This window comes from Virgibacillus oceani, assembly GCF_041521345.1.
Classification (GTDB): Bacteria; Bacillota; Bacilli; order Bacillales; family Amphibacillaceae; genus Virgibacillus_N; species Virgibacillus_N oceani_A.
Genome location: NZ_JBGOHB010000027.1, coordinates 21358 through 35431 on the forward strand (window position 1 = coordinate 21358; position 14074 = coordinate 35431).

At 41.5% G+C, this 14074-nt stretch carries 11 protein-coding genes; 2 read left to right on the forward strand and 9 right to left on the reverse strand.

Annotated elements, in window-relative coordinates; genetic code table 11:
- Positions 1–14: 14 nt before the first annotated feature.
- A complete protein-coding gene (gene ggt, locus ACDX78_RS17425) occupies positions 15–1628 on the reverse strand; it encodes a gamma-glutamyltransferase (protein ID WP_486029436.1) in 1614 nt (537 codons plus the stop codon).
- 165 nt (positions 1629–1793) lie between these two features.
- Here ggt and ACDX78_RS17430 point away from each other — a divergent pair, with 165 nt between their 5' ends.
- Entirely contained in the window at positions 1794–2243 is a 450-nt protein-coding gene (locus tag ACDX78_RS17430) for an Lrp/AsnC family transcriptional regulator (RefSeq protein ID WP_486029437.1), read from the forward strand.
- A 907-nt stretch (positions 2244–3150) separates the two neighbouring features.
- On the opposite strand, the gene ACDX78_RS17435 is transcribed toward ACDX78_RS17430, so the two are convergent.
- The 3 genes from ACDX78_RS17435 to ACDX78_RS17445 form a co-directional block, all read right to left on the reverse strand.
- On the reverse strand, positions 3151–4095 hold the full coding sequence (locus ACDX78_RS17435; RefSeq protein ID WP_486029438.1) for a threonine ammonia-lyase: 945 nt from the start codon (positions 4093–4095) through the stop codon (positions 3151–3153).
- Between the two features lie 70 nt (positions 4096–4165).
- Entirely contained in the window at positions 4166–5656 is a 1491-nt protein-coding gene (gene glpK / locus ACDX78_RS17440; protein ID WP_486029439.1) for a glycerol kinase GlpK, read from the reverse strand.
- Positions 5657–5696: 40 nt separating this feature from the next.
- A complete protein-coding gene (locus ACDX78_RS17445) occupies positions 5697–5963 on the reverse strand; it encodes a YciI family protein (protein ID WP_486029440.1) in 267 nt (88 codons plus the stop codon).
- Positions 5964–6271: 308 nt separating this feature from the next.
- Here ACDX78_RS17445 and ACDX78_RS17450 point away from each other — a divergent pair, with 308 nt between their 5' ends.
- Entirely contained in the window at positions 6272–7462 is a 1191-nt protein-coding gene (locus tag ACDX78_RS17450) for a M14 family zinc carboxypeptidase (RefSeq protein ID WP_486029441.1), read from the forward strand.
- A 203-nt stretch (positions 7463–7665) separates the two neighbouring features.
- Here ACDX78_RS17450 and ACDX78_RS17455 read toward each other — a convergent pair whose 3' ends face one another.
- The 5 genes from ACDX78_RS17455 to ACDX78_RS17475 form a co-directional block, all read right to left on the reverse strand.
- On the reverse strand, positions 7666–9579 hold the full coding sequence (locus tag ACDX78_RS17455; protein WP_486029442.1) for an oligopeptide ABC transporter substrate-binding protein: 1914 nt from the start codon (positions 9577–9579) through the stop codon (positions 7666–7668).
- Positions 9580–9732: 153 nt separating this feature from the next.
- Positions 9733–10641 (reverse strand): ABC transporter permease, encoded by a 909-nt coding sequence (locus ACDX78_RS17460; RefSeq protein WP_486029443.1) that lies wholly within the window; start codon positions 10639–10641, stop codon positions 9733–9735.
- Between the two features lie 28 nt (positions 10642–10669).
- Positions 10670–11632 (reverse strand): oligopeptide ABC transporter permease, encoded by a 963-nt coding sequence (gene opp4B / locus ACDX78_RS17465; RefSeq protein ID WP_486029444.1) that lies wholly within the window; start codon positions 11630–11632, stop codon positions 10670–10672.
- A gap of 7 nt (positions 11633–11639) precedes the next feature.
- Positions 11640–12572, reverse strand: a complete 933-nt coding sequence (locus tag ACDX78_RS17470; RefSeq protein ID WP_486029445.1) for an ABC transporter ATP-binding protein — start codon at positions 12570–12572, stop codon at positions 11640–11642.
- Complete coding sequence (locus tag ACDX78_RS17475; protein ID WP_486029446.1) at positions 12559–13572, reverse strand: ABC transporter ATP-binding protein; 1014 nt, start codon at positions 13570–13572, stop codon at positions 12559–12561. Before ACDX78_RS17475 ends, ACDX78_RS17470 begins: the two co-directional genes overlap by 14 nt.
- Between the last annotated feature and the right edge of the window lie 502 nt (positions 13573–14074).

The following is a 14074-nucleotide window of genomic DNA, read 5'->3' on the forward strand; positions in this document are numbered from 1 at the left end:
TCTTCTAATGGTTGCTACCAAGCTGCAACTGTTCCATCCGTTCTTGATTCCGTTCCTCCAACAAGAACCCCGCTTTCCGGGTCTTTCCAAATGATCTGGCCGCGCCCAAATTCATTTGGTTCAAGGGAAATATTAATATTATGCCCTTTTTCAGAAAGTCCCTGTGCCAAATGGTGCGGAAAACGATTTTCCACATCTACTAGTTTATCTTTCTTCCATTGCCACCTTGGTGCATCCAAAGCTGCTTGCGGGTTCAAACCAAAATCTACTGTATTCATGACGACCTGCACATGCCCCTGAGGCTGCATAAAACCTCCCATGACGCCAAATGGCCCCACTGGCTGATCACCTTTTGTCATAAAGCCCGGGATGATCGTATGGTACGTTCTTTTACCGCCAGCCAATGCATTTACATGCTCTGGGTCCATAGAAAAATTATGGCCGCGATTTTGCAGAGCAATTCCTGTTCCTGGTACGACTAATCCTGAACCAAAGCCCATATAGTTACTTTGGATAAAGGACACCATATTACCCTCATTATCCGCTGCAGCCAGATAAACTGTACCACTTAAACTTGGTTCACCAGCCTTAGGGGTCATTGCTGTATCGGTAATTTGCTTCCTTCGATATTCCCCATAATTATCATCAAGGATTTCATCAATCGTACAGCGCATATGTGTATCTTCTGTTACATGCCTTTCCCCATCTGCAAAAGCAAGCTTCATCGCTTCTATTTGTTTATGATATGTTTCAGTTGATTCTTTTTCCGGAAAATCAAATCCTTTTAAAATATTCAACGCCTGCAGAGCAACGATTCCCTGTCCGTTCGGAGGTATTTCCCATACATCATATCCGCGATAATTTTCGCTGATTGGGTCAACCCAGTCTGCACGATATGCTGCTAAATCCTCTTTTCGCAAAAATCCGCCATGCTCTTTGGAAAACGCATCAATCCTATCAGCCAAATTACCTTCGTAAAAGGATTTCGCCTTTGTTTCGGCAATTTCGCGCAATGTATTTGCATGCGCTTGAGAAGACCAGACTTCCCCAGGTTTTGGCGCTCTTCCTTTGGGTGCAAAGGTGTTAAACCAGTTTTCAAACTCGGAATCAGTCAGTTTTTCTTTAAAATTCTTGTAAGCTTTATGCCAAAACTTACCCAGTGTCGGTGAAACGGGAAAGCCTTCTTCAGCATAAGTGATTGCTGGCTGTAAAACTTCTGTTAAAGGCAGCTTGCCAAATTGCTCTGAAAGCTCTGCCCACGCTCCAGGTGCTCCAGGTACGGTAACTGGAACCCAGCCATGCGTCGGGATTTCGTCGTACCCTTTTTCTTTTAGTGCTTCGATGGAAATATTATTAGGCGATCTGCCACTTGCATTTAATCCATGCAGTTTTCCTTTTGTCCATACGAGGGCAAATGCATCCCCGCCAATGCCATTTGACGTAGGTTCTACCACGGTAAGGCAAGCAGCTGTTGCAATTGCCGCATCAATGGCATTTCCGCCTTTTTTGAGTATCTCAAGCCCTGCCTGTGATGCCAGCGGCTGAGAAGTTGCCACCATCCCATTTTTTGCATATGTAGCATGTCTTGTATTAGAATAGGGGTAGGATTGATTATTTAGAAAGTTCATTGGACACTCTCCTTACATATATTTCTGAATTATTTCATATGGTACAAAATAATCAGCCTTTTGTCAACACAATAATAAAGCAATAAATAATTTAACTTACATTTTTATGATGTTAACAATATTTTTCTTACTAAATGAATTTTAAAATGGATGGGAGATAATAGAATGAAATTTGATGATATCGATAAAAAACTGCTTGAAGAACTAGCCGAAGATGGCAGATTGTCCTATGTGGAGCTTGCAGAAAAAGTAGGATTATCACGGGTTGCCGTGAAAGACCGGATTAAAAGTTTAAAAGATAGAGGCATCATCGAAAAATTCAGTGTGGTAATTAATTCGGAAAAAATCGGCAAGAAAGTATCCGCATTTTTTGAAGTCGATGTGGAGCCAATGAAATTACAGGAAGTTGCCCAGAACCTGGCTGATAATCCAAATGTGGCCAGCATTTATCAAATGACAGGGCCAAGCACGCTTCATACCCACGTGCTAGTCGAGGATTTCACCAAACTTGAAGCCTTTATTAATGATGAACTTTATTCTGTAGAAGGGATTACAAGGGTGGAAAGTTCTGTTATTTTGAAGCGCTTTAAGAGTAGGACAGGGTATAAGTTGTAAGGAATATTTCCGAAAATACATCTCTGCGCTATAAAGGGTTAACAGTGGTGGAAGCGTTTAAAATGGATGGAATTAGATCACGCATTTGTAAACTGCTTATGCTATAAATAAAAGAACAATAGACTGGCTTCGCATGAGGGTTTGGCAGCACTGTCGCTCGTCCGTTTAGTCTTCGTTGGGAGACTTCCCGGGGAGCGGGTGTTTGCTTAGTGCGCTAACGCTTATGATTTCCTTCGGGATGTTAATGGCGTTTATCGTTTCTGATAAAGTGAAACTTCATTCAGTGGGGGTTAGGGCCAACAGGACTTAGATGATGCAGACATTGTCACAATGTTTTTCGGTGGGGCGAGGAACCACTGTACCGTAGCCCCAGAACGTGGCGATTTTAGTCTGCGCCCCCTTCACCTACTGAATGTTAGTTGAACCAATCGGGCCGTTACTGGCTGTTGGATCTCCCACTTAGCATTTTCTTGGTTCCTTCATGCTTGAAGTGGGAGTCTTACGACGCACAGGACGTGCTAGTGCCGACAATGCCACAATTCTTTATGATGGGACGAGGAACTACTGTCCCGTAGTCCCAGGACGTGGCGCTTTTGTCGGCCAGCCAGTTACACTGCGATAAAAACCATAAGGAATAATCCCTCATGTACTTTAGCAGGTTAGTGAGGGATTATTTTGCCACGCTGCCTTTCCCCTCTTGCCGGGGTTCAGCCTATTCCGAGCGCGCCATGTTACAGCATGGGCGGTCTTTATTATTATATGTCTTGATGATCTTTCTATGTTTATTATACTACTAATATAAAATTTGTACACGCTATAATTTTTATTGCAGTTTCTATGCTTTAATACGATGCAATGTCCTTCCACTAATTCACATTCATTGCCGGTACATTCCTTATTACGCCAGCTACATTAGCTCCCCTAACTTCCTCACATCCACATTCCCGCCAGACAACACACACACTACATTTTTATCCTTTACACCCAGCTTATCAAACATAGCTGCAGCCACAGCTACCGCACTCGATGGTTCTATCAGCTGCTTCATTCTTTCCAAAACAAAAAATAATGCTTGATGAATTTCACTCTCACTGACCGTAACAATGTTATCCACATATTTTTGTACAATGGGAAAAGTCATGGTGCCTGGTTCACTCGTACGCAGTCCATCGGCAATGGTCTTCGTTTCCGGGATGCTTACTATCTCCCCTTCTTCAAGTGACAATAATGTATCATTTGCACTTTCCGGCTCCACGCCGATTACAGTCACAGAAGGGTTTGTTTCCTTGATGGCTGTTAAAATCCCTGAAATAAGTCCCCCACCGCCAATCGGCACAACTACAACTTCGACTTCATCTAATTGCTGCAAAATTTCCAGCCCTACTGTTCCTTGACCGGCAATGATGAATGGATCATCGTATGGTGGTATATATATGCCGTTATTTTCTTTCGCCAAGACTTGAGCCCGTGGCAATCTGTCTGCCGAAGTGGTGCCGCATTTCTCGATTTTCCCCTTGTATGTCTGTATAGCATTCACCTTGCTAACCGTCGCATCTTGCGGGATCACAATGGTTGCATCAATACCCAGTACATTTGCAATATAGGAAACGGCCTGGCCGTGATTGCCGGAGGAAGCTGCTGTAACAAAAGAAGCTCCCTCCTTCACCACTTGCTTAACCTTATTCGTCGCTCCGCGAATTTTAAAAGCACCGGTCCGCTGCAGATGTTCTGCTTTAAAAAACATACGATTTCCTGTGATTTTTGAAAGCTGTGTGGAAGAAAATAATGGTGTTTCATTGATTATATCGGCAATATCTTCCCGTGCATGGTGGATGTTCTGCACTGTTAACATAGTATGTACCCCCTTATATTAGTTCTCCAAGTACGTAAGTTTTTTCTCATACGAATATCTTACACAGCACCTATTTAAACATCCGAGTCGCTTCCACCGCTTTTTTCCAGCCGGCATACAGTGCTTCCTGTTCTTCTTCATCCATAGCTGCTTGAAATGTGCGCTCATTTTTCCATTGGCTCGAGATCTCTTCTTTGTCCTCCCAGAATCCTACAGCTAAACCGGCTAAATAAGCTGAGCCCAGTGCAGTCGTTTCCTGAATGGCAGAACGTTCCACCGGTACACCGATCATGTCGCTTTGAAATTGCATGAGAAAATCATTTTTGACTGTTCTCCCATCTACGCGCAAAGTTTTTAAATCAATACCCGAGTCAGCAATCATCGCGTTCAGCACATCTTTCGTCTGGTAGGCAAGCGACTCCAGTGTTGCCCGAATAAAATGATCCTTCGTCGTCCCCCGGGTCAAGCCGAATACGGCCCCTCTTGCATCACTATCCCAATATGGTGTACCCAGCCCAACAAATGACGGCACCATATAAACACCATCTGTAGAGTCTACGTTGGTGGCAAAATATTCGCTTTGCGGTGCATTATCGATCATTTTCATGCCATCTCTCAGCCATTGAACAGCGGAACCCGCAACAAAAATACTTCCTTCCAGCGCATATTCCACTTTTCCGTCAATGCCCCAGGCGAGCGTTGTGAGTAATCCATTCTCTGAAGCGACTCCTTCTTCTCCTGTATTCATCAGCATAAAGCATCCGGTACCATACGTATTTTTTGCCATTCCTTTTTCAAAACAGGCCTGTCCGAATAATGCAGCCTGTTGATCCCCTGCAATCCCGGCAATGGGTACTTCTGCACCGAAGAAATGATACCCAACCGTTTCCCCGTACACTTCAGAAGAGGGCCGGACCTCCGGTAGCATAGACTTTGGCACTTGTAAAATATCCAGCAGCTCTTCATCCCATAGGAGATCATAAATATTAAACATTAATGTTCTGGAGGCATTCGAATAATCCGTAATATGTGCTTTTCCGCCGGTCAATTTATAGACAAGCCATGTATCAATGGTTCCAAATAATAATTCGCCGTTATCTGCCTTTTCCCTTGCGCCATCCACATGGTCAAGAATCCACTTCACCTTTGTTCCTGAAAAATATGGATCCAACAGCAGTCCGGTCTTCTCTTTAAATAAATCCTCATAACCCGCTTCAATCAGTTCTTTGCAAATGGGGTCCGTTTGCCGGGACTGCCATACAATGGCTTTATATATTGGTTTGTCGGTATTCTTATCCCACACGACAGTCGTTTCCCGCTGGTTGGTAATCCCGATTCCTGCCACCTGATTCGGAGAAATATCCGCTTTTCTCAGCACATCGGCAATACAGCTTAATACCGATGTCCAAATTTCATTCGCATCATGCTCCACCCAGCCGGGCTTTTGGAAAAATTGTTCAAACTCCCGCTGCGCTGTTTCCACTATTTCTCCATCATGATTAAAAAGAATGGCCCTGGAACTTGTTGTTCCCTGGTCTATGGATAAAATATATTTGCTCATCGAATTCTCCTCCTGACCTTTTCCTTCTATAATGATAGGTTTATTCTTCCACCGTCATTTCCCATTCGTGGATTTCATACTTTCTTGCTTCACGAATAATATAGGGATCTTCTTTCACTAATTGTTCTACTTCTTCCAGCTGCTCTCCTTTGTAAATAACCAATCCACCTGCTCCATCAGTAAACCGGCCTTTTGCAAAAATCTTTCCTTCCTCAGCCTTTTGGTTTAAATACGCCAGGTGATCCGCCCTCCATCTTTTACTTTTTTCCTCATCAAGCATTGGCAATAACACGGCAAAATATTTCATTCCCTGTCCCTCGTTTCAGTCAATTTGCCTTTATTATACCATCCCGCAAGATCATGTTCATTTAATAGTCCTCTTTTTCTTGTTTATAAAAAAAATTCGTTCAAAAGCAACAGTTTACTTAATAGGTCATTGGCATTATTCATACGGGTATAAAGTATCTTATTTAAATCGAAAGACAATTTGGATAATAGGTATAAATATCGAAAATTGTAGGTATTTGTATTTATTTCAATCTTTTAAGAAAGGGATTTGTTTAGTTGAGTCGAATATTGTAGAAGACAGAAAAAATTCAAATTGGAGGTTTTATCATGAAAAAAAGAAGTAAGCTGGCATTAGTTAGCAGTGCAGTTTTATTATCAGCTGGAATAATGATGCCGGGAAATGTATCAACAACAGAAGCAGCATCGGCAAACATTGTTAACATGCCTCCGGTAGCAGGCTTTATCGATCATGAAGAGCTCACAAGAGAACTAAACCAGCTTGAAAGAACAAGCCAAGGAAATGTGGATGTGGAAGTTGCCGGGTATTCCAATCAAGGGCTTGAAATCTATAAGGCAACAGTAGGTACAGGAGATAAAGTAGTACTTATCCAAAGCGAGATCCATGGAAATGAAAAAGTAGGGACACAGGCATTAATGAAAATGCTTAAACAAATTGGCGGTAATAATTCTCCGCAAATGAGACAGCTTAGAGAAGAATTAACCATCGTTGCTATGCCTATGATGAATCCGGATGCATCAGAATTAAACAGAAGAGGAAATGCCATGACTTGGGATGAAGTGGTAGGAAGCTTTCCTAATCTGGAAAATGCAACACCAACATGGAATTATTACACATACGTAAACCAATATTGGGATTACGAATCGAATCCTGGGTTTGATGTAAACCGTGATTTTAACCCTGATTTAGATTATACACCGCAGCCGGAAGATTTTCCAGGTAGCTCAGCAGAGCCGGGCTGGTTCATTACACCTGAGTCACAAACAGCGCGAGATGTTTATAAAGATTTACAGGATGAATTTGGTGCAGTGGATGTATTTGTAGATTTGCACCATCAAGGAGAATATTACGTTGGGGGAACGGGTGAACCAGTAACTCTGTCACTCTCCGGTCTTTTCGTACCTAATCCAAATACAGAAGAAGGAGAAAAATACAGCGACTATGCTGAACTGTATGACGAAGAATTCTCCAAGCAGTTAAATGTGGCAGCATATGATGCATTACAGCAAATGGGTAACTCGCCATTTGGAAATATTTCATTATACCAACAAAATTTAGATTTACCTGGTACAGCGCTTGGAACGTTTGCTTTAAATGGGAGCGGCACAGTTCTCTTTGAAGTTACCGGGCAGACACAGAGCTTTGGACAGAAGAAGATGGGTCAATTAAGAAGAGCAGTTGAAATTGGCCTTTTCGGTATCCTGGACAGTGTTGCAACCGACGAAGTTTATGAGCTGGATGCGGAGGACTATGATGATATACCGGAAACAGTCAGATAAAACAATACTTTAATTACTGTAGACTTTTCGCTCAGAGTCTCATAATTTAATAGTTTCTAAGATTGTATAAGGAATACGTACTTTTAAAGTGCCGTATTCCTTTTTTATGAAGTTCGAGCAATTTTTTCCTTGAATGACTTTCCGAAATGTTTAAGCAGCAAAAAAAGACCCGCCAATCGGCGAGTCTTTTTTTATTTACTATATTAATCTGCTGCTGGCGCTTCTTCCTCTGTCACAGCGATATCCCAACGGTACATTCCTGTTCCATCACCAATATAGTAATTGTGAACACGGTTATTAACAGGCACTAAATCTGCACGGTATACAGTAGGGAATACTGGTACTTCTTCTACCATAAACTCTTGCCATTCATTATAAACATCCTGACGATACTCTACATCAAAGGCGTCTTCGGATACACCATCTTCCAACAGGGCATCGTTTTCGTCACTGGAATAACGGGAAAAGTTGTAGATAGCTTGCCTTCCATATAGACCTGTAGGATCAACATCGATACCTACAGTCCAGGCACCCTGATAAATATCAACTTCAGGATCGTCGTCCCCGCTTTCCCCTACACGATCGTAAAATTGGTTAAACTCAAGCAGACGTCCATCAATAAGCTGAACTTCTAAACCAACATCTGCCCAGGATTGAATGTAGTATTGAGCTAATGGTTCCGCAGTGTCCCCGCCGGACATGGAAGCGAAATTAATAACAAGCTCTTCCCCATCCGGATCTTCACGCATGCCATCACCATCTACATCTTCATATCCTGCTTCATCCAAAAGTCTGTTTGCTTCATCAGGGTCAAACGTTCTTCCAGGATTTGTTTCATCGTGGAATTCCGGATGAGATGGTGGAATCAATGTGGTCGCATTCCAGCGAAGCCCATGATAGAAACGCTCACCGACTGCGTCATTATCCACGGCATGCCACATTGCCTGTCGCAGGGCTGGATCAGCCATTTTCATATCAGGGTCTGTAGCAACTTCAGCGTTATCCGCATCCCATGTCCCCAGTTTAAATCCGATATAAGTGTAAGCCCGGTCAATAATACCTAAATACTCCACATTGGACATGTCAGCATTATCCGGGAATTGGTCAACCGGGAAGGAATTTACGGTATCCACCCCGCCAGTTTCCAATTCATTTACAACAACACTTGGATCAATTACTTTTACAACTACTTCATCTAGGTTTGGCTCGCCTCTCCAATAGTCTTCGTTTTTACTCATCGTTACAGACTCACCAGGCACAATGCTTTCTACTATAAATGGCCCAAAGCCCATTGGTTCTTCACGTACTTCAGCTGAAGAAGACATATCAGCAACTTCCATATCTTCAAATACGTGCTTAGCCAACGGATATGTCCAAATACTTCCTGTCAATAGAGAAGGCGTAGATTGGATATACGTAATTTCCAATGTTTTATCATCAATTACTTCAATACCTGCAATAGACTCTGCTTCTTCTATAGATAAATCAATCGTCTCTCCTTCGTCATCCTGAAATTGAGCTCTGTATTCTTCCATACCTTCAATATTTGTAAAATCAGCACCGTAACGCGGCCCATCATAATCCGGGTGCCCAATAACTTCATGAGCGAACAGCCAGTCTTCTGCTGTTACCGGCTCTCCGTCATGCCAGTTTACATCCTCACCAATGGTAAATGTAAATACATTGCCATCATCATTTACTTCATACGTAGCTGCCCCATCATTTGTGTACACATAGTTTTCATCCCAGGTTAATAACCCTTCATCAAACCAGTTTAAGATCTCTGAATCATAAGTTCCTGAATACCAATTCCAGTTCAATGTACCTTCAAATGGCGTATCGGTCACAAGACCAAAGTTCAAAGTACCACCATCCATGGCTTCCCCTTCATTGTTTTTGATTTGATCAAAGTCTTCTATCGAATAAAGTCCATCATCTTCGGCAGCATCATCGCCGTCGTCATCCTCTGTTGCATCATCATCTGTTTCTTCTGAGTCCGCACCATCATCAGTATCAGTACCTGCGTCCTCATCATCCCCTCCGTTACATGCAGCTAGTGCAAGCAACAATACGAGCAGCAGTGCAAATAGCGCTTTCGTCCATTTTGACTTTCCCATTAATTAAACCTCCCTTTTTTATTCTTTCCTTTTTACAACCTCACGTATTGCACAAGGCTGATTATTTATACTCAACATTAATATTGCTATAGCATATTAATGCAGGTATTAAAGTATTATAACAATCCCTTCCTGCCTCACCCCCTTAAATTTTCAACCTCGGCGTTGTCTCGCGTCGGCTGCACGCTTTAATGCCTGCCCGACATTATTTACCGCAAGCATCAATAAAAGAATTAACACGGCAGCCGGCACCCAAATCCACCATCTGTATTCCAGCGTTTGCGGATTCGTCGCATAACTGATTAATGTTCCAAGACTCGGCGTACTTTCCGGAAAACCAAATCCAAGGAAGGAAAGTCCTGACTCAATTCCGATATTCGCTGCCAGTTGCAATGTCATCGTTACAATAATAATCGATGTTAAGTTTGGCAGCACCTGGCTAAACATAATTTTCAGATTGGAAGAACCCAATGTCTTGGAAGCCTGAACATAATCAAGTTCTCTTTCTGCGAGTGCTTTAGAACGTATAAGCCTTGCTACCCCCATCCACAAAAATGCTGCCATAATCAGGGAGAAGGCCATAATACTGTAATCGGGAATAATCGTAACGAATACAATAACAATCATTAATGTTGGCAATACCATAAAGAAGTCAACGACACGCATTAACGCATTATCAACGTGGCCTCCAAAGTAGCCAGAAAGCAGTCCGATTAAAATTCCCACAAAACCAGCCATTAATGTAACAAGAATTCCGATAGCCAAAGAGTTGCGTGTTCCAATAATCAGCTGGCCAAATACATCACGTCCGCCATAATCCGTTCCCAGTATAAAGTCTTCCCCGGGCGGTTCATGAATGGCGAATAAATCAACTGTGACAATCTCATCCTTATCGAGAATAATTGAAATACCAAATACAAAAACACTAATGAGTACTAAAAAGATAAGTGATATTAAAGCAATCTTGTCTCTGACTAATTCCCGCCACAAGATTTTTACCCCGGAAGGACTGCTGGTGGCATCCTGTGATTGAAGATCCGCATTTACCTTGGTTGTTTCCATTTCATTTCACCTCAGCGTCTTTCAAAGTCTATTTAATCCGTATACGGGGGTCAACCAGGCTTAGTATGATATCAGAAATTAATGCTCCTAATATCGCTGCAATGCCGAATATTAAAACAACAGCAGTTACTGTACTAAAGTCTCGTTGCAGTATTGATTCAAGAAAAAGCTGTCCCATACCCGGATAACTATATATATTTTCAACGAATATAGATCCCCCAATTAAACCGGTAATTTCATAACCAAAAAAAGCAGCAATCGGGACTAATGAGTTTCTGAAAATATGGCGGTTGTACACTCTTGATTCGGAAGCACCCTTTGCTCTGGCTGTAATAATAAAATCCTTTTGTTTCGTATCGATAATTTCACTACGCAAATATTGAACAGTAGAGACGGTTGTAATAACTGCCATGGAAAATGCAGGCAATAACAAATGCTGCACTTTACTGACAAAATAATCCCATGTCCCCGGTTCCATTCCCGGTGCAACACTGCCCCCGGTTGGGAACCAGCCTAATTGGAAGCCAAATACCCATAGCATAACCAGTGCCGTAATAAATAGCGGGGCGGCAAACCCAACGTATGTATATCCTGTTATTAATCGATCTCCCCATGTATCATTCCAGCGTCCGCTGATGATTCCAAGTGGAAGTGCAAGAGCATATGTAAATATTAATGCAGCAACAGATAACCAGAATGTATTCACCAAGCGTTGCCAGACTAAATCACTGACATCCATTTTATATCTGAAAGACTGCCCAAGATCACCTTGAACAAGTCCGGTTACCCAATCCGCATATTTTATATGCCAGGGATCATTTAAACCCATTCTTTCCCTTTGCTCTTCAATCGCTGCAGGGTCAATGTTCGGATCAATCAGACCGGTCAGCGCATCACCGGGCATCATTTCAGCCATTAGAAATACCAATATACTTAAAACAAGTATTTGAGGAAATGTTATAAAAATTCTTCTCACAATAAACTTCCACATATCACAATCAACCTTTCTCCGGTAAAGCTACTTTATGTGTATCCGATATATGCTGCAGTTTATAGGCTAATCCTTCGTGATCAAAGTATTCATTATAGGATTTTTCATATTCTTCTTTTACTTCCTGCCTGAACTGCTGTTGTTCCTGACGCCTTCTTGGATCTATATCAGGAATAGCCGCTACCAATCGCTTTGTATAAATATGTTGTGGGCTGTTAAAAATTTTATCTCTTGTCCCTTCTTCCACATAGCGGCCCTTATACATAATACCTATATCATCACACATATGCTTAATAATACCGAGATCATGGCTGATAAATAAATATGTAAGATTGAGATCTTTTTGAATATCTTTCATAAAATTAAGTACTTGCGCCTGAACAGATACATCAAGCGCTGACACAGGCTCATCTGCAATAATTAACTTCGGTTTCAGAGCAAGTGCTCTGGCGACACCAATACGCTGACGTTGCCCGCCTGAAAATTCATGCGGATACTTTAAAATGCTTTCCGGACTCAGACCTACCTGTTCCATCAGTTCCTGTACACGTTTTTTCAGTTCTAGCTTAGTTAACTTTTCATAATTACGTATCGGCTCTGCCACGATATCAATCACACGTTTTTTTGGATTCAAAGAAGAATATGGATCCTGAAAAATCATTTGAATATCCCGACGGAGTTCCTTTGATTTTCTTTGGCTTATCGCCAGATCTTTTCCTTCAAACGTGATGTCGCCTGAAGTTACTTTATTTAATCCAATAATAGCTCTGCCTGTTGTTGTTTTTCCTGAGCCTGATTCACCTACAAGCCCGTAAGTTTTTCCTTCTTCAATGGATAAAGATACACCATCAACTGCTTTCACATGGCCAACAGTCCGCTGGATGACTCCGCCTTTAATTGGAAAATGTACTTTTAAATCTTTTACATCAAGAAGCGCCATCAGATTGTTCCTCCTTGCTTTCATCCGGGAAGTAAAATTGACTGTGACATGTACAGCGAACGAAATGACCCGGTGTTACTTCATGCAGCTCTGGATTCTCTTCGTGGGCCGAACCATCAATCCATGGAATTCTTGATGCAAATCGGCAGCCTTCCCGCGGCAGATATTGCAATGATGGTACAATACCCTGAATAACATGAAGCTTTTCCTGCGCTTCGTCTGTATTCGGTACGGAATTCAGCAGGGACCTCGTGTACGGGTGCAGCGGATTTTCAAACAGGGAATGTACATCCGTAATTTCCACAATTTGCCCTGCATACATTACCGCTACCCGGTCTGCCATTTCCGCTATGACACCCAAATCATGGGTAATCAGAATAACCCCGGCACCCATATCTTCTTTCAATTCCCTGATCAAATCGAGAATTTGTGCCTGAATCGTAACATCGAGTGCCGTTGTCGGCTCATCAGCGATTAACAGTTCCGGCTGATTGGCAATGGCTATCGCAATGACAACACGCTGCCGCATGCCCCCTGACAATTCATGGGGGTACTGGTCATAAATATAATCCGGACGGGGGATCCCAACTTGATTCAATAAATCTATCACTCTTGCTCGGCGTTTATCTTTTGAAAGATTGTTATGAAGCAATAATGTTTCTTCTATTTGTCCGCCAATCGTCATTAACGGATTTAAGGCCGACAGGGGATCCTGAAAAATCATGGCCATGTCATCCCCGCGCAGGCGATTTAGTTTACCAGGAGAAAGCTTTGGAATGTTTTGATCTTTAAAATGAATATCTCCTTTAATTTTGGCACGATTATGCAATCCCATGACAGAAAAAGCAAGTGCACTTTTTCCCGACCCGGACTCACCCACGATTCCGAGCACTTCATTTTTACTAACCGATAATGTTACATCATCCACCGCTGCATAATAAGTATCGCCGATTCTAAATGATGTTTTCAGATTCTGTATCTTTACCAGTTCTTCACTCAATGTAATCCCCCTAGAACACAATGTAATATAATATTTACTAATATAAATTATTCTGCCAAGTTTTAAATTATTTGCGTTAAAAAAACTAACGCGTCTCTTATAAGTATTCTGATAATTAATTGAAACTTATCAAAAAATGAAAGCGGTTCAAATAAATCATTATTAAAAGTAATTACTTATTACGTTTCTTGTTTTAAATTTCATTTCTTCTGACAATTACGAATAAATTATGTTGCTCCATGTCAAAAAATAAACTGTATGACGTTATTTATTAAAAGAAAATAAAAATTTAACAGAATTGTAATATATACATGTAATTATAAGGTGTACTACGGTAAAAAAGCAATATCTTTTTCATTATTTTTACCCTTATCTGTTACTATTTTCCTTGTACTCCTTATAAAACTAGGTTTACAAGGCTTTAAATTGTGGAACGAGAATAAGTTATTTAGTTCTCAAAAAAATAATTAAAGATAATATACATTACCCCAGCCAATTAATC

Bases quoted from the DNA above. Each gene is read 5' to 3' on its own strand.
- ACDX78_RS17450 (WP_486029441.1), top strand. From the start codon at position 6,272: ATGAAAAAAAGAAGTAAGCTGGCATTAGTTAGCAGTGCAGTTTTATTA.
- ACDX78_RS17470 (WP_486029445.1), bottom strand. From the start codon at position 12,572: ATGGCGCTTCTTGATGTAAAAGATTTAAAAGTACATTTTCCAATTAAA.
- glpK (WP_486029439.1), bottom strand. From the start codon at position 5,656: ATGAGCAAATATATTTTATCCATAGACCAGGGAACAACAAGTTCCAGG.
- opp4B (WP_486029444.1), bottom strand. From the start codon at position 11,632: ATGTGGAAGTTTATTGTGAGAAGAATTTTTATAACATTTCCTCAAATA.
- ACDX78_RS17455 (WP_486029442.1), bottom strand. From the start codon at position 9,579: ATGGGAAAGTCAAAATGGACGAAAGCGCTATTTGCACTGCTGCTCGTA.
- ACDX78_RS17430 (WP_486029437.1), top strand. From the start codon at position 1,794: ATGAAATTTGATGATATCGATAAAAAACTGCTTGAAGAACTAGCCGAA.
- ggt (WP_486029436.1), bottom strand. From the start codon at position 1,628: ATGAACTTTCTAAATAATCAATCCTACCCCTATTCTAATACAAGACAT.
- ACDX78_RS17445 (WP_486029440.1), bottom strand. From the start codon at position 5,963: ATGAAATATTTTGCCGTGTTATTGCCAATGCTTGATGAGGAAAAAAGT.
- ACDX78_RS17460 (WP_486029443.1), bottom strand. From the start codon at position 10,641: ATGGAAACAACCAAGGTAAATGCGGATCTTCAATCACAGGATGCCACC.
- ACDX78_RS17435 (WP_486029438.1), bottom strand. From the start codon at position 4,095: ATGTTAACAGTGCAGAACATCCACCATGCACGGGAAGATATTGCCGAT.